General features: G+C 66.1%; 20 protein-coding genes. 1 reads left to right on the top strand and 19 read right to left on the bottom strand.

Going from position 1 to position 18,680, the window contains the following annotated elements:
• Positions 1 to 68: 68 nt before the first annotated feature.
• From RWV98_RS05240 to RWV98_RS05200, 9 genes are read right to left on the bottom strand one after another with little or no spacing between them, the layout of a single operon-like run.
• Positions 69 to 1,949 (bottom strand): AAA family ATPase, encoded by a 1,881-nt coding sequence (locus RWV98_RS05240; protein ID WP_317864255.1) that lies wholly within the window; start codon positions 1,947 to 1,949, stop codon positions 69 to 71.
• A gap of 12 nt (positions 1,950 to 1,961) precedes the next feature.
• A complete protein-coding gene (locus RWV98_RS05235; protein WP_317864253.1) occupies positions 1,962 to 2,936 on the bottom strand; it encodes a phage tail protein in 975 nt (324 codons plus the stop codon).
• Between the two features lie 2 nt (positions 2,937 to 2,938).
• The gene (locus RWV98_RS05230; RefSeq protein WP_317864251.1) at positions 2,939 to 4,339 is read right to left on the bottom strand and encodes a baseplate J/gp47 family protein; all 1,401 of its coding nucleotides are present in this window, start codon (positions 4,337 to 4,339) and stop codon (positions 2,939 to 2,941) included.
• Complete coding sequence (locus RWV98_RS05225) at positions 4,340 to 6,685, bottom strand: hypothetical protein (RefSeq protein WP_317864249.1); 2,346 nt, start codon at positions 6,683 to 6,685, stop codon at positions 4,340 to 4,342.
• Positions 6,686 to 6,687: 2 nt separating this feature from the next.
• A complete protein-coding gene (locus tag RWV98_RS05220; protein WP_317864247.1) occupies positions 6,688 to 7,062 on the bottom strand; it encodes a GPW/gp25 family protein in 375 nt (124 codons plus the stop codon).
• A gap of 13 nt (positions 7,063 to 7,075) precedes the next feature.
• Entirely contained in the window at positions 7,076 to 7,834 is a 759-nt protein-coding gene (locus RWV98_RS05215; RefSeq protein WP_280960952.1) for a phage baseplate assembly protein V, read from the bottom strand.
• A 19-nt stretch (positions 7,835 to 7,853) separates the two neighbouring features.
• Positions 7,854 to 8,924 carry a phage late control D family protein gene (locus tag RWV98_RS05210; protein WP_317864245.1) on the bottom strand — a complete coding sequence of 357 codons (1,071 nt, stop codon included), beginning with the start codon at positions 8,922 to 8,924 and terminating at the stop codon, positions 7,854 to 7,856.
• Positions 8,925 to 8,945: 21 nt separating this feature from the next.
• A complete protein-coding gene (locus RWV98_RS05205) occupies positions 8,946 to 9,608 on the bottom strand; it encodes a CIS tube protein (RefSeq protein ID WP_317864244.1) in 663 nt (220 codons plus the stop codon).
• A 3-nt stretch (positions 9,609 to 9,611) separates the two neighbouring features.
• The gene (locus RWV98_RS05200; protein WP_317864243.1) at positions 9,612 to 10,211 is read right to left on the bottom strand and encodes a hypothetical protein; all 600 of its coding nucleotides are present in this window, start codon (positions 10,209 to 10,211) and stop codon (positions 9,612 to 9,614) included.
• 7 nt (positions 10,212 to 10,218) lie between these two features.
• Between RWV98_RS05200 and RWV98_RS05195 the strand changes: the two genes are divergently transcribed.
• On the top strand, positions 10,219 to 10,488 hold the full coding sequence (locus RWV98_RS05195; protein ID WP_317864241.1) for a hypothetical protein: 270 nt from the start codon (positions 10,219 to 10,221) through the stop codon (positions 10,486 to 10,488).
• On the opposite strand, the gene RWV98_RS05190 is transcribed toward RWV98_RS05195, so the two are convergent.
• Genes RWV98_RS05190 through RWV98_RS05145 form a run of 10 tightly spaced genes read right to left on the bottom strand, consistent with a single transcriptional unit; the run spans position 10,464 to position 18,469 of the window.
• Positions 10,464 to 10,871: a phage tail protein gene (locus tag RWV98_RS05190; protein ID WP_317864239.1), complete on the bottom strand. Its 408-nt coding sequence runs from the start codon at positions 10,869 to 10,871 to the stop codon at positions 10,464 to 10,466. The genes RWV98_RS05195 and RWV98_RS05190 overlap by 25 nt on opposite strands.
• Before the next feature lie 15 nt (positions 10,872 to 10,886).
• The gene (locus RWV98_RS05185) at positions 10,887 to 11,060 is read right to left on the bottom strand and encodes a DUF6760 family protein (protein ID WP_317865696.1); all 174 of its coding nucleotides are present in this window, start codon (positions 11,058 to 11,060) and stop codon (positions 10,887 to 10,889) included.
• A 2-nt stretch (positions 11,061 to 11,062) separates the two neighbouring features.
• Positions 11,063 to 11,431: a hypothetical protein gene (locus tag RWV98_RS05180; RefSeq protein WP_317864237.1), complete on the bottom strand. Its 369-nt coding sequence runs from the start codon at positions 11,429 to 11,431 to the stop codon at positions 11,063 to 11,065.
• Between the two features lie 12 nt (positions 11,432 to 11,443).
• Complete coding sequence (locus tag RWV98_RS05175; protein ID WP_280960945.1) at positions 11,444 to 11,875, bottom strand: phage tail protein; 432 nt, start codon at positions 11,873 to 11,875, stop codon at positions 11,444 to 11,446.
• Positions 11,876 to 11,890: 15 nt separating this feature from the next.
• Complete coding sequence (locus RWV98_RS05170; protein WP_317864235.1) at positions 11,891 to 13,735, bottom strand: phage tail sheath family protein; 1,845 nt, start codon at positions 13,733 to 13,735, stop codon at positions 11,891 to 11,893.
• Positions 13,736 to 13,791: 56 nt separating this feature from the next.
• Complete coding sequence (locus tag RWV98_RS05165; RefSeq protein WP_280960943.1) at positions 13,792 to 14,178, bottom strand: DUF4280 domain-containing protein; 387 nt, start codon at positions 14,176 to 14,178, stop codon at positions 13,792 to 13,794.
• Positions 14,175 to 14,741: a Pvc16 family protein gene (locus tag RWV98_RS05160; RefSeq protein WP_317864233.1), complete on the bottom strand. Its 567-nt coding sequence runs from the start codon at positions 14,739 to 14,741 to the stop codon at positions 14,175 to 14,177. The genes RWV98_RS05165 and RWV98_RS05160 overlap by 4 nt, the downstream gene beginning before the upstream one ends.
• A gap of 10 nt (positions 14,742 to 14,751) precedes the next feature.
• Positions 14,752 to 16,095: a hypothetical protein gene (locus RWV98_RS05155; RefSeq protein WP_317864231.1), complete on the bottom strand. Its 1,344-nt coding sequence runs from the start codon at positions 16,093 to 16,095 to the stop codon at positions 14,752 to 14,754.
• On the bottom strand, positions 16,050 to 16,814 hold the full coding sequence (locus tag RWV98_RS05150; protein WP_317864229.1) for a hypothetical protein: 765 nt from the start codon (positions 16,812 to 16,814) through the stop codon (positions 16,050 to 16,052). Before RWV98_RS05150 ends, RWV98_RS05155 begins: the two co-directional genes overlap by 46 nt.
• Complete coding sequence (locus tag RWV98_RS05145; RefSeq protein WP_317864227.1) at positions 16,811 to 18,469, bottom strand: hypothetical protein; 1,659 nt, start codon at positions 18,467 to 18,469, stop codon at positions 16,811 to 16,813. Before RWV98_RS05145 ends, RWV98_RS05150 begins: the two co-directional genes overlap by 4 nt.
• Positions 18,470 to 18,680 lie beyond the last annotated feature (211 nt).

The raw sequence follows: 18,680 nt of genomic DNA, 5'->3' as shown, positions 1-18,680 counted from the left end.
TGTAAGTTGTGAACGCAACAGCGAAAGCCAGTACAGCGCCCGACACGGCGCTGTACTGGCTTTGCTTTTTACCTATTCTGCGGCGGCAGCCCACCGCCGGTTTTGCGGAGCTCCAGATCGAGCGCGGCCGCGGCGTGCGCCCAGCTGATTTGTCCCGCCCCCTCCTGCGCGGCGAGAATTGCCGCCAGACCGGCCGCGGAGCGGATGCGGGCGGGGCTGAGCGAGGCTAAAGACGCGAGCTTTTGGCAATCTACATCCGCAGCCTGCCTTCCCGCGGGCAGATACCGCCGCCAAAGCAGCGCGCGGTGCGCTTCGTCCGGCATGGAGAAACGGACGACCGCCTGCAAACGGCGCGCGAACGCATCGTCAAAATTTTGCAGCAGATTGGTCGCAAGCACGGCGACCCCTTGATACTGCTCCAATCGCTGCAGTAAATAGGCGGTGGACAGATTGGCGAAGCGGTCGTTTGAGGACGCAACCTCCGTCCGTTTAGCAAAAAGCGCGTCCGCTTCGTCGATGAACAGCAGACAGTGATCGGCCTCCGCCGTTTGAAAAATTACGTTTAAATGCTTTTCCGTTTCACCGACATACTTATCCTCTACCTGTGAAAGATCCACGGTCATCATCGGCAGGCCCGCTTCCGCTGCCAGCAGCGAAGCCGCAAAGGTCTTGCCCGTGCCCGACGGCCCATGAAACAGAAAGACCGTGCTGCCGGACTGCTCCACGCCCCATTGCGCGCGCAGGCTTTGCCACCCGGCGGCTTCAAACGCCAGCAGCCGCAGTTCGCTGCAAACGGATTGTTCCCCGATCCAGTCCGTGGTTTTCGCGCCCTCGGGCGGGCGCTGTACCGTAAAGCCCGCTCCGCTGCGCATGCTCATGTGCCGCTGCACCAAAGACGGACCGACATCCCGCCCCGCTGCCGCACGCTGCGCGCGCCGCGCCTGTGCGGTCAGCCGTCCGATCGAGTAGCGGTGGCGCATGCCGAACGCACGCGCGGTCGCGCCGGGCCAGAACGGGAAACACCATGCCCAAGCCTCGGCGCTCTCTTCCGCGGTCAGGCAGGAGGGCACCGCGACCACCGGCGCTTCCATGTCCAGCGGCAGCGCTTCGCCTTCCTCGCACAGCACCGCGCAGCGCACCCGCCAACGCCGCGCAAGCCGCCGCAAACGATCCTGAAACGATGCGCGTTCCGCCCCCGCCGATATTCCGAGCACCGCGTTTTTCATCACGCCGCTCAGTACAAGCAGGCTGCCGGTTTCGTCCTCCCCCTCCGGCGCGATTTGATTGAGGTCCGCCAAGATAAGCGGTTCGCCGCGCGCGGCGCACGCGCGGTGCAGCAGCGTGCGTTTGCCGGAGCCGGGCGGGCCGGAGATATACACGACCGGCGCGTCCAGCTTTGCCCGCACTTCTTCCAGCGCCGCCCGCTGTACCGCGGCGCAAGGCGGCGCTTCAAGCGGCTGCGGCGCGCAGCCATCTATCACCGGGACCGCCCCGGTTATCAGCAGCGCTGCGACCGCGCTTTTCAGCCGAAGCGGCGCATCCAGCCACCAGCCCTGCCGTTCCGGCGGAGCGAACAGCAGGCGATACGCCTGCATATCGGGCGCGAATTGGCGCGCCGCGCCGAAATCGACCGTACGCAGGCGCGAATACAGCGTCAGCGCGCCGTTTATATCCGGATCGCACCCATACCGCAGCCGGTGGGAAAGCCGCAGACCGCCGTCCAGCTCCATACACAGCGCGCAAACCACGGTGAAAAACAGCTCCTCCGAAAGCCCCGCCGCTTCACGCAGCCGAATCAGCGGAAGCGACGGGTCCGCCGCCTGCTGGTACGCACAAATCTGCTCGTACGCCGCTTGGAGCTCCCGCCCCGCTTCGGGCGCTTCATCCAGCGCCTGAAACAGCGCCAAATAATCCGCTAGCAGCTCGTTTTGCCGCCGATAGCCCTGCATGACGCTTTCCTCCTATCCCATGCGCGCCGTACCGCCCAGCGCATCCTGATCCAGCGCGGCCGGCGGCGTTTTTTGCTCCGGCACAACCAGCGAAAACGCGACGCCGAGCGGCTGCACCCGCCGGAGCAACCCCACGAGCCACGCGCGCGGCAAATCAACCGGCCGTTTAAAAATGATTTGAAGCCGCCGCTCGCCCGGCCGGTCCCGCGTGGGCTCGGGCCGCAGCTCCGGCAGTTCGCCCGTGACGAGCCACAGCAGCGTGCGATAATACCGCGCCGTACCTTTGCGCCGGTTCAGCTCCGCCGCCGACCGCACCAGCCGCCGCAGCGTTTGATCGGGCAGAACGGCGCCGTGCGGCACTAACAGCCAATCGGCCAAGCGGTCGAGATCCTCCCTGCCGCACCGGGCAGGATCGAGCCGCTCGGCGAAACGGCCGATCTGTTCCTCCCGTTCCAAATATAAATCCTCAAACACCGCGAAATAGCGTTCCAGCAAATCGTACCCTTGATATACCGCGGGCAAATAGCCGGCAAAGCTTTGTTTGGGATAGGACGCGCGCCAGCCATGCAGCGTACCGCCGGATTTTGCCGCGCGCCGGAACACGCCGCAGATCCGGCAGTAACGCCCGCGCATCGGCGGCACGGTATTTTCCGGCGCGAATAAAAGCGCGCGCGCACCGGTGCGCCGCACCCCGCCCTGCTGCATGATCTGCGCGGGCACCTCGCGCAGCGGCGCCGTATCCAGCGCGAGGCAAGCGGACCGCCGGTCGCTGACAAGGGCGTACATATCCATTTGCGCGAACCCTTCGGCTTCCCAAACGAACCGGCTCCACTCCATTCCCGCCGCGCCGCTGTCCAGCACCCCGGTCAGGTAATACGCCTGTTCCGCTTCGCAAAGGAGGCCGTGCACGCCCCGATCCGTAAAGCCCTCGATTTTGCCGGAACGCCCCGCCGCCCGGTCGGAGCGCTGTTCCCGTTTGGCCTGCACGTTCATCCCTCCTCGATCTCGCAAGCGCCCAACCTGCAAACCACATCGGGCGCGGTCTCCACCCTGCCGCCATATGCGCGGCCCAAAGCGCCGTCACGCGGCGTGATCGCGACCGCGTCGATCCGCTCCACCCCGCCGGCCGCTTCCAAGGCGTGAACCAGCGCCGCCTGTTCCAGCGTGCCGCCAATGGGCGTGCGCGCAATCCAGTCGCCCGCCGCCTGCCGCAGCGCTTGCTTTTGCGCGGACGTCCCCGCCGCCACGCACATGCGCAGATCAACCGTTAATACACGCGGCGCGCTGATTTGCACCCGCGTACCAAGCACCATGCGCGGCGCGAGGTACCGCCGCACGCGCTCGACGTCCACCGCGCCGTTTACAGCTTCCACCACGGCGCACACCGTATGATCCGCCGCTTCATAGGCGCGCGCCCGCCGCACCGCAGCCCCCGGCGCGCGCAGAAGCAGCCGCTCGATATCCGCAGCCGTGACCGCGCGGAGCGGCTGCTCCAGCGCTTTCAGCCGCGCTTGCAGCGCCTCCCGCACGGTTCCGGCGTTTCGGCCGCCGCAAGCGTCCTTGACCAGCGTGCCCCGCGCGCCGTCCGCGCCAGTCAGCGCGGCGCCCGCGGGCAGGTTGCCCGCCGCGCCCAAGCTGCGCCGCAGGACAAGCGGGCGCAGTCCGTGCCGTCTGGCCGGCGGGATCAAAAAATCGCGCCCGTCGCCCAGCACCAGCGCATGGCGCAGCGGATCATACCGGCAGCCCGGCCCGGTCGGCTGATCGGTCTGGACGGGCGGGTCGAGCGGCAGTTCGCGCCAGCCGGTTTCGCCTTCCGCCACGAGCAGACGCAGGCCGGCCGGTAAAACGTCCTTTTCAAGCTGTATGATTTGCCCCGCCGCGCCGTCCGTTTGCCAGACCGTCGGTTCCGCGCACCGCCGCACGCGGCATACGCCGCCCTGCCACGGAAGGGCTTCCCAATCCGCGCCGCCGTAGTCCGCTTCGCAGGTCGCTTCGGTGCGGCACTGGGTGACCGGCACCAGCGCGGCTTCGCCGCGCAAGGTCAGCGCCGCATCGGTTTCAAAGGGGATTTCTCCGGCATAAAACAGCGTGCCGCGCGACAAAACCCCGCACCGCCCGGCGCTGTCCAGCCGCATAACGCCGTGTGCGGCGCGCGCGGCGGTAAGCCGCCCGCCAAGCAGCCGCAGCAGGCAAAGCCGGTGCTCCTCCGTGATCCGGTCGATGTAAAAGCGCTGCATGTCAATCAGCCACGCCATGGTTTCGGCAAACGTAACCGTGGGCGACGCGGCATATGCGTCCGTCCAGCCGGGCACCCGCGCGGACACGCCCTGTACCAGCGCCTGATAAAGCGCGTCATATCCCCCTTCGTCCAGACCGATCGGTTCCGGCATTTACTCCGCCCCTTTCTCTTCGCAGCGCTGCGCGTACAGCTCGCCCGCCGCGACCGCGCACCACGTTTGCCCGGCCACGGGCTCCTCCGCAAACAGGCGGCAGGTCTCGACCCAGCCGCCCGCCTTGCGCAGCGCTTGATCGAGCCGATCGGCCACCTGTCTTTCCGTGGGACGAACGCCAAGCGGCCACCCGCGGCCTCCGCCGCCCGTCAACGGATCGAGGTAAGCCTCAAACGCTTGTTGCAGCCCGGCTTCCGCCATGGGCCAGTCCTGCGGCGCGATGCCCGCGACCGAGACCGCCGCGCAAACCTTCGCTTGATCCGGTTCGGTGATCTCCACCCGCCCTACGCCAAGCGGCAAGCGATCCTTTAAAAACCGCTCCATCCGTTCCCGGACCTGCTCAAACGCCGTCTGCCTGTTATCGCACAGCAGCACGGCAACGCGCAGCGCGCCCAAATCCGTATGGCCGCAGGCTACAAAAGCAACCTCTCGAAACGCATCGCACAGCAGGATGGACACATCCTCCGCCGTAACGGCGCGAAATTGGTGGTGCAGCCCATGCCCGGCCCGCCGCCGCGCCTGTTCATCCGTTTCAGGCGGCGTATCGCCGCCAAACGCGCCCAGTATAACGGCCCCCGCGAGGCCTTCCACCTGCTCCCACGGTTGCAGCGCGCCCGCCGGTACGTCGCCCATCTGCTCCGCCCTAGCCCATACCGCGTGGCTGTACAGCGCGCCCCGCGTTTGCGGCGGATTCCACACGCGCAGCCAAAAGCCGCTTTCGCCAAAGTGCCGCGACCGTGCAAACGCCGCCGGAAAGGACGGCGTGATCGTGCCGGTGCGCCACAGGCCGCCGGTCCCGTCCGTCAGGGCAAGGGGACGAAAGCCGCCGTCCGCCAAGCCATACTCCCATTGCGGTGTGGAGCACGCTTCCTCGGCCGCGTCCTCCACGCGCCACAAAAGCTGTATGGGGTCGGCGCACGCAAGCTTCCAGTACATGACCGGCGGCCGGGTCGCGGTCAAGCCGTCCAGCGCGCCGTCGCCGTCAAGGCGTGTTTCTCTCGGCTCAAGCGGCGCTTCCCCCGCGCGGAAGGTCAGCCCCCGCACGCGCGGCACCATTTGCCGGCAGGGCAACCCATAGCAATCGTCCGCTCGTTTCAGGCGCAGACGCAGCCAAAACGCGTTTCGCCCCTGCCATTCGATCCGTTCCCAATCCTTGGGCGCCGCAAACTTCAGGCGCGCCCGTTCCGCGCCGGCCTGCGCAAACAGGCCCGTTTGCCGCTCGCAGCCGGGCAGGGCCGTCCAGACCTGCCCGTTCCAATACTCCCACACCACTTGCTGCGGTACGGCATGGTACACGGGCGGCTTATACGGCTCGGGCATGCGGCGCATGACCAGCCGGTATTCCGGCTCCGTTTGATCGAGCAGCTCCATGCCGAACGCCCGTTCCGACAGCGTAAGGGCAAAGCCCGCTTCGATCACCGACGATACGCGCCCAAACAGCGTATCGCACGCCAGATAGCAGCAGCTTTCCAGCTGGAGCCGGTCGCCGAACGGCATGAAATCATCCCCGTCCGCCGGGTTCTCTTCCACCAGCACCGCGTCCGGCGGGCGCTCGCAAGCCGGAAGCACGGCCGCGCACGCTTCGGCGGACACGCGAAAGCCGGCCGGTATTTTTCCCTCCACGATTATTTCCCCGGCATGGCCCGCGTTAAGATCGGCCGGCGTCAGGCAAACGCACCCCTCTTCCGGTTTGGCCAAAAGCGTTTCCGTGCCTTCCGCGCTTTGCAGCGTCCATTCGCATGGTTCGCCGCAGACCGGCGCGGGACGCAGCAGAAAGGGCGCGCCCGTGAAAAAACCGTCCGCAAACACAGCGCGCCACACCGTCTGCCGATACTGCCCCGCCGCGCGGTCCCCGGGGCAAAGGGACGGAAAAGAGCCGTCCTCCGTGGCCGGTACCGTAAGCCGCAGGCTTTTCGCGGGCTCGACCAGCTCGATCCGCTCGATCCGGTTGGCCGATAGGCACACCGCACGGGCGGTCTCCACCGTGCCGCCCGTTTCGGCAACAAAGCGCGTGCCGGCGGGAAGCACGCGCGGCGGCGCGTCCGGCGCGGGCAAAAGCCGCACCCAGCCGCACGCGGGCCGTCCCGGTTGGTTTTCGCCCGCGAGCATATCCAGAAAAACGGCGCGGTGCTTTTCCATCATGCGCCCTATGAGCGCTTCCGTGCGCTCGAAAAGCGGCGCGGAAGCTTCCAGCAGCGCCCGCGCGGGGTCGCTCTCCCCCGCGTCAGCCGGCCAGTCCGGCAAATACGAGCGGAGGAGCGCGTGCAAATCCTGTTCTCCGTTCATGGTCACGCCTCCCCGCTTAGCGCCACGTCCAGCCGGTCGGGCGCGCCCGTGGCGCGGACGACATAGCGGATATCCATCCGCAGCCGGCCCGCGCGAAGGCCGCCCGTGTCGGCTTCGACTTCCAGCTCGCGGATGCGCGGCTCCCACCGCGTCAGCGCGCCGACGACCTCCTGCTTCAAAAGCTGGCGCGTCGTTTCGTTCATCGGCTCAAACAGGTACTGCCGTATACGGCTGCCGAATTCCGGCCGCATCGGCCGTTCGCCCACGTTTGTCAGCAGGATCAGACGCACCGACTGGCGGATCTGCTCGGCCTCGTCCGTTTCCGCGAAGCCGGCTGCCGCGTCGAGCCGCGGCGGAAATTTGATCTCCTGCGCCATGCCGCCATCCTCCTCACTTGATCTTGACCAGATTGCCGTCCAGCGACGCGATGCCGTTTGCCTTGAGCGAAAGATTGACCTTTGCCTCCACCTTGGTCTGGCTGCCGCTGAGCGTCACGTTAGCGCCCTCTATCGCGGCCTTCTGCTTACCGTTGAGCGCGATCGAATCGGTTTTCACGGTGAATTTGCCGCCGGAAAGCTCGATGCCGTCGGTATGGATCGTCAGCTTGTTTCTGCCGACCGCCAGCTCGATCCCCTTTTCCGCGCAAACCGATATCTTTTGATCCTTTTCGCTGATCTCGATCACGTTCTTGCCGCCTTTTCCCGTCACGCGCACCGTGTTCGCCTTGTCGGACAGCGTCAGGCGCAAACCGCCCGGCGTTTCCACTGAAAGGGACTTTTGTCCGGCGTCCTCGTCCCACGCAAGGCCCGCGCCGCTGTTCGTATGCAGCCGCTTTACCGCGTTTCCCTTTTTGCCGCACTGCTGCGCCAAGGTACCGGCGGGGTCGTTCAGGCTGCCGAGCACCACCGGCCGCCGCTCGGCCCCCATCCAGCCGACCAGCACGCGCGCGCCCTTTTCCGGCAGCAGAAAGCTGCCGTCCTTCGGGCCGCCCGGCAGCTGCAAGACCTCCACGCCCTCCAGCACGTCCTTGCCCTCCGGCATGAAGGGCAGGCGCACGCGCACCAGCCCCTTGTCCTTTTCCTCGCCCGAGGCTTCGATCACGCCGATCTCAAACGCGGCGGCCCCAAACGGCGTATCCCATTCGCTCAAGATTTCCCACTCCTTCCGCTTAAAGCAGCCGGAACCGGCACGCCGTGCGATAGCCGCCCGCTTCCAGCGTGTGCACGGTCTCCAGCAGCATCGCGCTGCCGCCCAGCCCGGCGCCGCGCACGGTCACCGCCGCGCCGGGCAATAATTCGGGCAGGCCCACGCCCTCGGAAGAGCCGGTGGCATATTCCTTTTCATGCTCGCGCATGCGGGCCTCGGCTTCGGCGCGCAGGGTCTCCGGCGTGCTCGCCCCGGCAAGGGGCAGGCACTCGCCCTCCGGCGGCAGGCGGCCGGATAGGCTCCGGCCCGCGTGCGGGGTCTTGGCGCCGCGCTTTACCTCGGCCTTGACCCGCTCGCCCTTTGGGTTCGCGCCCGCGACCTGCACGCGCCCCACCAGCTTGTCCATGGAATAATGCAGCGAAAGCGTATCGGCCGCGTCGCCCCATTCCAGCGCGGCGACGGGCGCGCCCGCCGGTTCATCCTCCCGGAAATGCGTTTCGCCGCCCGCGCAGTAAAACAAAAAATGCTGCCGCCGCGCGATCCGGCACAGCATCTCGCAGTCGCTCCAGCCATCCCATAGCATCTCGGTATCGCGCGAAGCCGGGATGGAAGCGGTCTTCTTTTTGCCCAGCGCGCCCCGGTAGGCCGCGCGGCCCAGTATCTCGCTCACCAGCTTGCTCTGCTTGCCGCCGCTGGCAAAGCAGCGCACCGGGCGCATCAGTCCCTTGGCGTCCAGACAGTCCAGCTGTATCCGAAGGGGCGCTTGCTCCCAGCGCGGCCCCATCTCGTAGGCAACGCCGCTGAGGTAGCCCAAAAACACCTGCTTTACCCGCCCCGCGTAGCCGAGGGCGACGCTTACCGTTTCGCCCAGCTGCAACAGCTTGTCAAGCCGCCCGGTCAGATCGCTTTCGTGCGCGAGCTCGTCCAGCCGGATCCCGGCGTATCCCGCCGCTTCGCCGCAGCTCATTTCGATCCGTATCTCGGTCACCGTGAAAAGGCCGCTGTTCCACAGCTCCGTCCCGCCGATCTTCACCGAGGCCATGGGCAGGTCGAACCCGCCATAATGCTTTTTCAGTTCTTCAAAGGTCTGCATATCTGCCGGGCCCCCTTCGCGTCAGCCTTTTGTTCCGCACGTTGTCATCAGCCGCGGGTTGGCCAAATCCAGCTCCAACGCCACATCGCGCCACCCGGCCGCGCCGCTTGCCGTCCGCTGGGCGCGTTCCAGCACATCGCGCGCCGTTTGCGCCGCGCGCGCGGCCTCGTCGCCCGGCCCTTCGCGCAGATAATCGCCGTTATTGCCGCAGTAGCGCCCGTCTATCGCGATATCGGCCTCCGCCCGCACGGGCGTGCCGTTCGGCGCGAACATCGTATAGCTCACCTGCATACCGGCCAAAAAACCGTACACCTGAATCGTCGACCACGCAAAGCAGATCAGCTTGCGGTCGCCGGTTCCGGCGGCCGTGTGCGCTTGGTCGTTAAAGAAATAGTAGAACTTGCGCAGCTGGTCGCGCACGTCGCCGGTCGGCAGGTCAAGCCCCAAAATGGTATTGAAAAACAGCTTCGCCGAAAAGTGCAGCGAAGGCTTGTTGCCGAACAGGCGGCGGCGCGGCGCCTTATCCGCCGTGACAGAGGCGGCCGCGTCGTCCCCGATCGGCTCGGTGATCGAAATGGAGGACGGGTTGAACTGCACCGAAAAGTGCTGCTTCCAATCGGGCCTGCCCTGCTCGTCGCAGGAAAACACCTGCGCCTTTTCAAACGCCAGAATCGTGGGGTCCATCGCTTACTCCTTTCCGCGCAGCCGGTCGCGCGCGTGGCCGCGGGCCAGCTCGCGAAAGACGCGCTGAACGATATGCCGCATCTCCTGCTCGCTCAGGCGCGGCGCTTCGGGCGCATGGGCGCGGGGCGCGGACGAAGCCGCTTCGTCCCGCGTTTTCGCGCCGGCATCCGCCCGGATCGTTTCGCGCGTCTGCCGGTGATAGGAAAGCTTGAGCGTTTCCTTCTGACCCTGCAGCAGGCGAAGGGCGGGGTCGGCCCGCCTTCCCCCCGCGTCCGGAAGCCTCCCGCCGCCCAGCACCGCGGGCAGCAGCCGCGCGGCCGCCGTACCGCCCATGCCGCCCAGCATGTGATACGGCACCTCGCCCGCGTAAAACTGCGTGAGCAGATGCAGCGTGCTGCGCGCGCCGAGCAGCCGCCACAAAAGCTGACGCGTTTGCGTGGGCCGGGTGTGGTAATAGCGCTGTTCCTCCTCGATCATGCGGCGGAACAGTTGGCTGAACGCGGGGGCGAGCACCCGTACGGTGCGCGCCGCCGCCGCGGGCCGAAACAGGGCGCGCCATTCGCCGCGCGCCTGCCGCTGCGCCGCGCGCAGCACCACGGGCACCAGAAGCGTGGAATGCCAAAGCGATATCTGCGCGCCGCGCCGAAACGGGCGCGTACACCACGCTGAGCTGCCGCACCTGCCGCGTCAGCACGGTTTGGGACACGTGCAGCACATGGGTATGGGTCACGGCGGGCGGGCGGCGGGCGTGGCGCAGCGTCAGCCGCCGCATCTGCCCGGCCGCGCGCAACAGACCCGCGAGCGGCCGGACGCAGGTGCGCAGCCGCCGCCCCGCGCATACAAGGCGCATACCGCTCACACCTCCAAAAAGCTGGAATAGCTGATCTCAAACTGGTCGATCAGCAACCGGCTTTCCGCGGCGTGCAGTTCGCCCGGCTGCCAGCTCTTGACGATCGGATCGAGAAACGTATAGGTCTTAGCGGTTTGCCCCGCGCCGTCGAGTATCTGCACGATGAGCGGCGTCACCAGCGCCAGACCGACCTGATGGAACGGATGCGCCGCGCCCGCCGCCACGCCCTTTTCCATGGTGAGCGTCTTTTCCCCGCCGGGCCCTTTGGGGAACACGTGCAGCCGGTCGTTCACGCCGCCCTCGCGGTAGGTCTCCATCTCGATCTCGCGGCGAACGCCGGAAACGCGCTGAAAGCCCATTTCGATCCCGCCCGCGAACACACGAAACCGGCAGCCGGTCAGCAGCTCCGCCATTTTACGTTCCTCCCCTTACAGTTCAAATATGTTTTTGCTCTCGCCGCTGATCTCGCGGTTGATCCGGCCGATCTCATCGCAGATGCGGCGGCGGTCCAGATGGGACAGGGCCATCACCTGCTCCATCGACCAATGGAAGTAATAGCAGATGAAGGACATTTGGCGGTACAGCTCGTTCTTTCCGTACAGCCTCAGCCCATTTCGGTAAAATTTACGGTGTCGGTAAACTCCTTCCCGCAGTGCGGGCAGGTGACGTGGATGACCGGGTCCTCCGCGTCGTTGATCGTCTGGTACATGTTCTGCAAAAAATTCGCGTCCGCCGTGTAAAGCGCCCCGATCACCTCGGGCGTGACTACGGGCAGCGTGCCCAGACGCGTGACCACCCGGCTGAGCAGTATCACGGTCAGAAATTCGGGGTTTTGGCGCACGCGGGGATCGTTCATCGGCATGATCTCATCCGCCATGGTGGCAAGGCGCATCTCGCCGTCGCGGTGAATTTCGCCCTTTTCATCCACATAGCCGCGCGGCAGGCGGAAGGGATAAACGGTCTGTAATTCCATTTTTTATTCTCCTTACTTTTCCCGTGTCAGTCCTTCGTGCACCAGCTCCAAGCTTTCAATCGCCACCTCGTTGTTGGTCGCGTTGAAATCCGGCGCGGTGTACTTGGTCGGCCACGCGTCCGTCAGGCTCCACTTGGCCAGCTCGTCGCCGGTGTCGCTCAGCAGAGAAATGGTCACCGTTTTGCGGTTGATCGTGCCGTGCTCCACCTCCTTGGCCCAGTTGTACAAATCGGTCACCGCCGTTGTGCCCCACTTGAGCGTTACGTTGCCGTATTTGACCAGACCGGGCTGCTTGCCCGCGGTGTTCGCCTTAAAATTGCCCTCGCGGTATTCGATCGGGTCAATCGTCACGTCGGGCGCGCTCACCTCGGAAAAACCGCCGACCGACTTGCCGTCGATCGAAACATCGTAATTATATTTTTTAAACGGATAAATGCTTGCCATGTCCTCGCCCTCCCTTTACGCTTCTTCCATCTTCTGCGTGATGCGGAAGATGACAAATTCAGCCGGACGCACCGGCGCCACGCCGATCTCGCAGATCAGCCTGCCGTTCAGGATATCATCCTGCGTCATCGTGCTCGTACCCACGTTGACGTAGAACGCCTCGTCCGGGCTGCCGCCCGTCAAAGCGCCGTTTCGCCACTGCGTGGTCAAAAACGCGCGGATCGTGCTTTCCACGCGCGACCACAGCGTTTGGTCGTTCGGCTCGAACACCACCCAGCTGGTGTTCGCCTTGATCGAGCTTTCCAAGAAGATGAACAGGCGGCGCACGTTGATATACTTCCAGTTGCCGTCGCTCGACAGCGTGCGCGCGCCCCACACCCGAATGCCCTGCCCGGGCAGCGCGCGGATGAGGTTGACGCCCTTGGGATTGAGCTTGCCCTGCTCGGCCTCGTTATAGGTCACTTGCAGGCCGGTGCAGCCCGTTACGGTCTCGTTGGCGGGCGCCTTGTGCACGCCGCGCGTATGATCCACCCGCGCGTAGACCCCGGCGAGCGCGCCGGAGGGCGGAAAATACCGGTTCGCCTTGAGCAGCGGATCGAAAAATTGCAGCCAAGGATGGTACAGCGCCGCATAGCTGCTGTCGAACGCTTCGCGGTAGGTGGCCAGATCATCCACCGAAACAGCGCCAGAGGGGCAATCCAGCACCGTAAAGCAGCCGCCGCTGTTTTCGCACTGACTCACCATTTCCAGCAGCGTCCCCTGATCGGTGATGCCCGGCATGGCCATGATGTTCACATCGTTTATTTCCAAAAAGGCGCGCAGGCCGGTGCGCTTGCCCGGGCCGCCGTCCGTTCCCGTATAGGCGGATACCGCGGTAGTCGCGGGCGTTCCGTCGCTGCCGCCGGAAAGGAACTGCACGAGCGGGCTGCCGCCAACGACGGCTGTCAGCCATACGGCGCCTTGCGGCAATTCCTTCTTTTTGATGGTCTTGTTCGCCGCCGAGGCCGCGATCCATTTGGAAGCCTTGAGCACCTCGGGCAGCCACCTATCCGACGAAGCGGAAAGGGAAACGTTTTCGTATACTTCCTGCTCGCCGTCCGCCTGCACCGTCGCCCGATAGCCCAGCGCGTTCAGCGCCAGCTTGGGCACCGCCGCCGTATCCACCAGCTTACCGGCCGGCAGCGGCGTATCGACCTGCTCCGCGCCGTTCATCACCTGATAGGTCAGCGGCTCTTTCAGCGTGATCCAGTCGCCGCTTTTGGCGGCGACGATCGCGTCCGCCACCACGGGCGTCTCTTTTTGGTCGCTGCCCACAATGGTGCAGCCGAAGGTCACCGCGTCGCCCTCCGCGAACTGGGATGCGTTTTTCAGGCGCAGCTTTGCGCCGTTATCCTGCTGTTCCAGCACCGCGCTGCGGGATTTGGGCGCGGTTTCGAGCGTTAGCGAAAGGCTGTTTCCCGCGGCGCCGATGTCGCGCGCGGCAAAGGTCAGTTGTATCGTTTGCACGGGGTCGTCGTCCGTCTGCGGCTCCTCCCCCAGACAGATCGTGGCCGTGCCGGAAGCTGCCGCCGCGCCGTCGGGCTTTACGCGCATCACATAGCAGCTTGAGCCGCCGTTTGCAAAAAAGCGGTCCACCGCGTAGGGCAGAAAGCGCCGCTCGCCATAGGATTCCTCGGGCAGATAGCCGCCGAATACGCGCTGGTAATCGGCAAAGCTCGTCACCAGCACGGGCTTGCCGTCCACCGGTCCGCGCTCCGCCATGCCGATAAAGCCGCCGGTCGAGGTGCCCACGCCCTCCATCGCCTTGACGCCGGAATCGAACTCTTCCACATACACGCCGGGGGATAAGTATTCCGCCATTTTTATGCCTTCCTTTCCTGTCGATCCAGTTTTACTGGCTATTTACGGTTTGGTTCTCACAAAGTAACCTGCACCTGCCCGGGGCTGACGATCTGTATCACGCCGCCGTACGCGCACATCAGCTTGGCACCCGCGTCGATCGCCGGTTTGCCGCCGATCAGCACGTTTGGCTTGGGCGGCGCCCACGGCGCGGGGCAGACCGGCATGCAGGGCATCGGCGTGAGCACGCCGAGCGCCGCCGCCGTCGCCGCCGCGACCGCCGGGTTCGCCGGGCAAGAGCACATGCCGAACGGCGGAATGCCGGCGAGCGGCACGTTGTCCATCATCGCCGCGACGGGGCGGCCGCAGACGAACACCCGCGCCGTGGGCAGCACGTTGAACGGCGCCGGCGCCAAACCGAAGGAGCAGCGCAGCATAGCCCCTGTGACCACGGCTTGGCTCATCGGCCCGCCTCCTCTCTCCGTTTGCCATGCACCCGCACCTGCCGCACCGGGGGCAGCGGTTCGGGCTGGCGCAAATCGGCGTATACCGGCGCGGCGACCAAAAACACCGCCGGCTGCATCGGTTTTTGAAACGAACTCCACAGCTGCACCTTGGTGGCAAGCGGCAGCCGCGCAAAGGACAAGGCGACCGGCTCCTCCTGCTCCGCAAGGCAAAGCGAACGGTTCCCGTTCACCGCGGCCACCGCCGCGCTGAGCAGCGCGTGCGCCTCCGCCGGGTCGCGCCCGCCAAAGGCCTGCCCCTCGCTGCAAAAGAGCATGTAGGAAAGCGCGAAGGGCACGGGCGGCGGCACGCGCCGCCCCGCTTCCGTATAACGGAGCTGCGCGGGCGATACCTCGGTATGATCCTGCAAATCATACAGGAACACGCCCATGCGGCAATCGCCGCCGATCCCGGCGGGCGAGGCGAGCGCGATATCCTCCCGCGCGGCGAGCGGCCACGGGCTCAGTCCGTCGCGCAGCAGCGAAAGCAGCGCGCCGCTCACCCTTGCGAATTCATCCTTCATGCCGCGCCTCCTACTTCGATTTGCCCGGATGCGGCGGCTCGGCCTGCTTGATCACAAGGCGCGCGCCGCTGTACAAATACTCGGCGCTGTCGCCGAGAAACGAATATACGTAGCGGATCCCGCCCTGCTCAAAGGTGAGCCGCGCCGCGCGCGCGGCGGTTTTCGTGGGCGGGACGTCGTTGAATTTTATCACATGGTCGCCCGCCCGCTCGGTCTTATCGTTTAGTTCGCGCAGCACATGCTGCCGCTCATAGGGGAGCGCGTAGCCCGCGAAAAAGTCCCGCTCGTCCGGCAGCGTGTTCTTTTCCCACGCGCTCTCGCAGCCAGCCTCGCGCAAAGCGGCTTCGATATCGCCGCGCGTGGTCAGCCCCTGACAAAGCTCGGGCAGGCTGTCCGAAAGCAAGAGCACCTCGGTCACCGTCATTTGGTCTGTCTGCGTTTCCGGGTCCAGCTCCACGCTTTCGCCCGAAGCCGTGCCGGGCCACTGGGCCGCCTTGCGCTGGAATACCGGCGCGTCCTCTGTTAGGAACAGAACGTTCAGCGCACGGCTGCAAAAAGCGGTCTTATCCTTTGCCGTATAGATCTCGCACGGCGTTTGCAGCGCCGCGAGCGCGTCCGCGACGCTTCCGCCCAGAAAAGAGAGATAGTCCGGCCGGCCCGCGCGCACCCGGCCCTCATAGAGGGGCTGGCCCTCCGCGCCGTAAAAAACGCCCTCGCCTTCGGGCGCGCCCCGCCGGAACTCGCCCGCGTAGGCCGGGCGGCCGTTTTCCTCATACAGCGTGCCTACGCCGTGGTATAGCCCGGCCTCGAACGCGCCTTCGTATAAAACGCCGCCGGACTGCCGGTAGGCCACGCCGTGTCCCTGCCGCCGGCCCGCGTAAAAGCCGCCCTCGTATTCGGTCCCGCCATCGGCGCGGTACAAGGTGCCCTCGCCCTCGTAAACGCTGTTTTGAAAAGCGCCGCGATAGCGCAGCACGCCGTTTTGATAGGCCGCGCCGTATTGGTATTCATTTTGCGCAAGCGTGCCGCTGAATACCATTTGCCCCGCCCCGTCGTACACGACGCCCTCGCCCGTGCACAGGCCGTCCGCGATCGCGCCCTCGTACCGGATCACGCCGCGCGCGTCGCGGATGCGTCCCGTGCCGGTAAAGCCGCCCAGCGCCTTCGCGTCATACGCGAATACCGGGTAGGGTTGGGGCGATAAACGCGCCTTCGCATACCGGACCGCCGAGCCGCCGCACAGGCAGACGAGCACCGCGCACAGCGCCGCCAGCAAGACCGCGAGCGGGCGGTAAAGAAATACCGGGCCTATATGAAAGTAATCGTTTTTCCCCTGCGGGCCCCATCGGCGCACGGCGCATCGCCCCCTCTCTCATCCGCGGCGGCCAGCGTTTCCGTGCCGATCCGTTTGACCGGCGGGCCACGCCAGCCGTCGTGCCAGCGCAGCAGCGCGCCCACCGCGCACAAAAGCGCCAAAACGACCCCGAGCGCCAGCGCCCCCGCCGCCACGCGCGGCCAAACCGGCGGCGGCTTTGTTCTGGGCGCGGGCTCCGCGGCGCACCGCACCGCCGCGTCCAGCGCTTCCCGATCCGCGCAAGGCGGCAGCGCGCAGCCCAAAAGGTCTTGCACCTCCGCGCGCAGCGCGGCCATCCGGTCGCGGTCGGTCAGAGGCGGGCCGGGCCGCAGCTCGATATCGTATGCGGCAAACACCCCGCCCGCCGCGTCCGCCGCAAGGCGCCGCCCCTTGGCAAACAGCGGAAACAGCCGCCACACCAGCGCGTTCTGCCGGGTCAGCGCCAGCAGCGCCAAGCACAGCGCGCGGCGCTCCTCCAGCGGCCGCCCCTCGCACCATGCGCGCAGCGGCGCGCCCTCCCGATAGGGCAGCGCGTAATACAGCGCGCCGTCCCGCGTCATGGTGCGCGCGGGTTCGCCTTCCGCCAGCAGCACGCGCTGTAAGCCGCGCTGCTTGGTGATCAGCACATCCCAGCGTTCTTCTCCTTCGCTGTACAGCCACCGCTCGGCCGCGCCGCTCTCGCTCAGCAGCCGCTCGCGCCGCCACGCCGCGCCCGTCACGTCTGCTCCTCCACGACCGCCATGGCATATGAGCGCTCCTCCGGGTGGCCCTCGCGCTGCACGGTAATTTCGTAGGCGCCCGGCTCGAGCGGGGCGGTAAAGCGGCCGTCCTGTTCGATCCGCCCGCCCTTGGCGCGGAACAGGCAGGGCGACCACGCGCCCTTACCGGCAAACACCGGGCAAAACACCGTTTTACCGCCCGGCGGCAGCCTGACCTGCGCCGGGTGCACGCCGGTCAGGCGCGCGCCGTCCCCGGTTTCCGTATCGTTTTCCGCCGAAACCACATGCCAGCGCAGGCGGAAGCAATCCGCCTGCCACCGCTTGTGAAAATAAACGGCGAGCTGTACCCTTCCCTGCGCTTCATCCGCCCTTATCCCGGTATCCACATCGGGCAGCATCCGGCCCGTGCATCCGGCGAATAGCTGGGGCCGGCAAACGCTTTGCTCGCCGCCCCGTTCCGTGGGCAGCAGGCACCGCGCTTCCGCCAGCACGGGCACCGCGCCAAGGCCATGCTCAACCCAGTCCGAATAATAGGTCTGCCCCCGCTGAAAGCAGCCGTGCGGCGGCGTCAGCTCCACCACGCCGCTCGCCTGCCGCGGCTGCGGCGCGGGCGCAGGTTCCGGCGCGGGCGGGCACACCGGCGGACAAGCCGAAGCGAGTCTGGCCGCCGTGAGCGCGAGCGCGCCGCCGGGCGCAAAGCGCCGCAGATCGCGGATTTGCCACAAGGCGTCCGTTGCCCCGGGCTGGCCGCCGGGCCTGATATGCGCCAGCGGCAATTCCCCGCTGTCCGCCATCGCTTCTCCCAGCGCGCGCCGGTAAAGCTCCTCGGGCGAACCGCCGCGCCAAGCCGGTTGAAACAACGCGTCCCGTTTGTTGTAAACGAGCATTTCCCCGCGAACGAGCTGCAGCGCGCCCGCGGCGCAAAGCAGCACGGGCTTTTCCGGCTGCCGGTCCGCCCGGCGCGGGGCGAGGCAAAGGCGCAGCTCCTCCGTTTGGCCGGGTACCAGCCGCCATTGTCCGCGCAGCTCGGCCCCATCCAGCGCGCCGCCGCAGAGAAAGCCGGGCGCGGCAAGCCGAAGCGATACCGCCCACAGCGCCTCTTCCCGCACGGTTTCCCTTGCCGTGAGCCGCAGCGTGACGGTACAGCCGCGTCCAGCCCACAAAAAGCGCGGCGCGCAAAGCACGGCGCGCACCGATTCGTTTTCTATCAGCACCTGCTCCTGCAGCAGCGCTTCCATACTGCGCGGCAGCGGATCATACGGCGGCGTTTTGCGCACCGCCAGCGAAAAGGTCTCCTCTACCCGGCCATATCGGGGGCCCGCCGGGGCGGCGTCCTCCGCCCCACCGGTATCCGCCGCCGGGCCGACCGGCTGTTCCCGGTAGCGCAGCGTCACATAGCCGCTCGAGAGCAGGTCCTCCGGCACGGTCAAAAGCGTGTCCTGCGGCACCCGAATCTGCCGCCCCTCCCCATCGACCGCGCGGCCCGCGCCGACCCACAGCGCGCCATGCCGCTCGGTCACCTGCAAGCCCCGCAGCACGCCCGCGCCCAGCGCGTCCTTGGCCAGATCGGCGCGCGCGTCGCAGCCGTATTGCTGCTCCAGCGTAAAATCCTCCGCTTTCAGCGGTTTCATCGGATAATACAAATTTCGTATCATTGGCTCCCTCTGTTCTTCCGCGCGTGAACGCCCACATTGCAAACCAGTTTTTACTTCTTAAGGATATCAACCCCAAACTTCCTTGTCAATGATTTTGCAATATTTTGTCGAATTTTCGTTTTTATTGTGCATTATTCATAAAATAGAAATAAAATATTTTCTCATATACACACAAAAACAGTCTCTGCGCACAGGTGCGCAGAGACTGTTT

This window comes from Agathobaculum sp. NTUH-O15-33 (genome assembly GCF_033193315.1).
In the GTDB taxonomy this organism is placed as follows: Bacteria; Bacillota; Clostridia; order Oscillospirales; family Butyricicoccaceae; genus Agathobaculum; species Agathobaculum faecihominis_A.
Note: the sequence above shows the minus strand (reverse complement) of the source record. Positions and strands in the feature narration are given on the sequence as shown.

What these genes read in the sequence shown, in the direction of transcription:
- RWV98_RS05240 (WP_317864255.1), bottom strand. Translation starts at nt 1,949, where the DNA reads ATGCAGGGCTATCGGCGGCAAAACGAGCTGCTAGCGGATTATTTGGCG.
- RWV98_RS05230 (WP_317864251.1), bottom strand. Translation starts at nt 4,339, where the DNA reads ATGCCGGAACCGATCGGTCTGGACGAAGGGGGATATGACGCGCTTTAT.
- RWV98_RS05225 (WP_317864249.1), bottom strand. Translation starts at nt 6,685, where the DNA reads ATGAACGGAGAACAGGATTTGCACGCGCTCCTCCGCTCGTATTTGCCG.
- RWV98_RS05220 (WP_317864247.1), bottom strand. Translation starts at nt 7,062, where the DNA reads ATGGCGCAGGAGATCAAATTTCCGCCGCGGCTCGACGCGGCAGCCGGC.
- RWV98_RS05210 (WP_317864245.1), bottom strand. Translation starts at nt 8,924, where the DNA reads ATGCAGACCTTTGAAGAACTGAAAAAGCATTATGGCGGGTTCGACCTG.
- RWV98_RS05205 (WP_317864244.1), bottom strand. Translation starts at nt 9,608, where the DNA reads ATGGACCCCACGATTCTGGCGTTTGAAAAGGCGCAGGTGTTTTCCTGC.
- RWV98_RS05190 (WP_317864239.1), bottom strand. Translation starts at nt 10,871, where the DNA reads ATGGCGGAGCTGCTGACCGGCTGCCGGTTTCGTGTGTTCGCGGGCGGG.
- RWV98_RS05180 (WP_317864237.1), bottom strand. Translation starts at nt 11,431, where the DNA reads ATGGAATTACAGACCGTTTATCCCTTCCGCCTGCCGCGCGGCTATGTG.
- RWV98_RS05175 (WP_280960945.1), bottom strand. Translation starts at nt 11,875, where the DNA reads ATGGCAAGCATTTATCCGTTTAAAAAATATAATTACGATGTTTCGATC.
- RWV98_RS05170 (WP_317864235.1), bottom strand. Translation starts at nt 13,735, where the DNA reads ATGGCGGAATACTTATCCCCCGGCGTGTATGTGGAAGAGTTCGATTCC.
- RWV98_RS05165 (WP_280960943.1), bottom strand. Translation starts at nt 14,178, where the DNA reads ATGAGCCAAGCCGTGGTCACAGGGGCTATGCTGCGCTGCTCCTTCGGT.
- RWV98_RS05160 (WP_317864233.1), bottom strand. Translation starts at nt 14,741, where the DNA reads ATGAAGGATGAATTCGCAAGGGTGAGCGGCGCGCTGCTTTCGCTGCTG.
- RWV98_RS05145 (WP_317864227.1), bottom strand. Translation starts at nt 18,469, where the DNA reads ATGATACGAAATTTGTATTATCCGATGAAACCGCTGAAAGCGGAGGAT.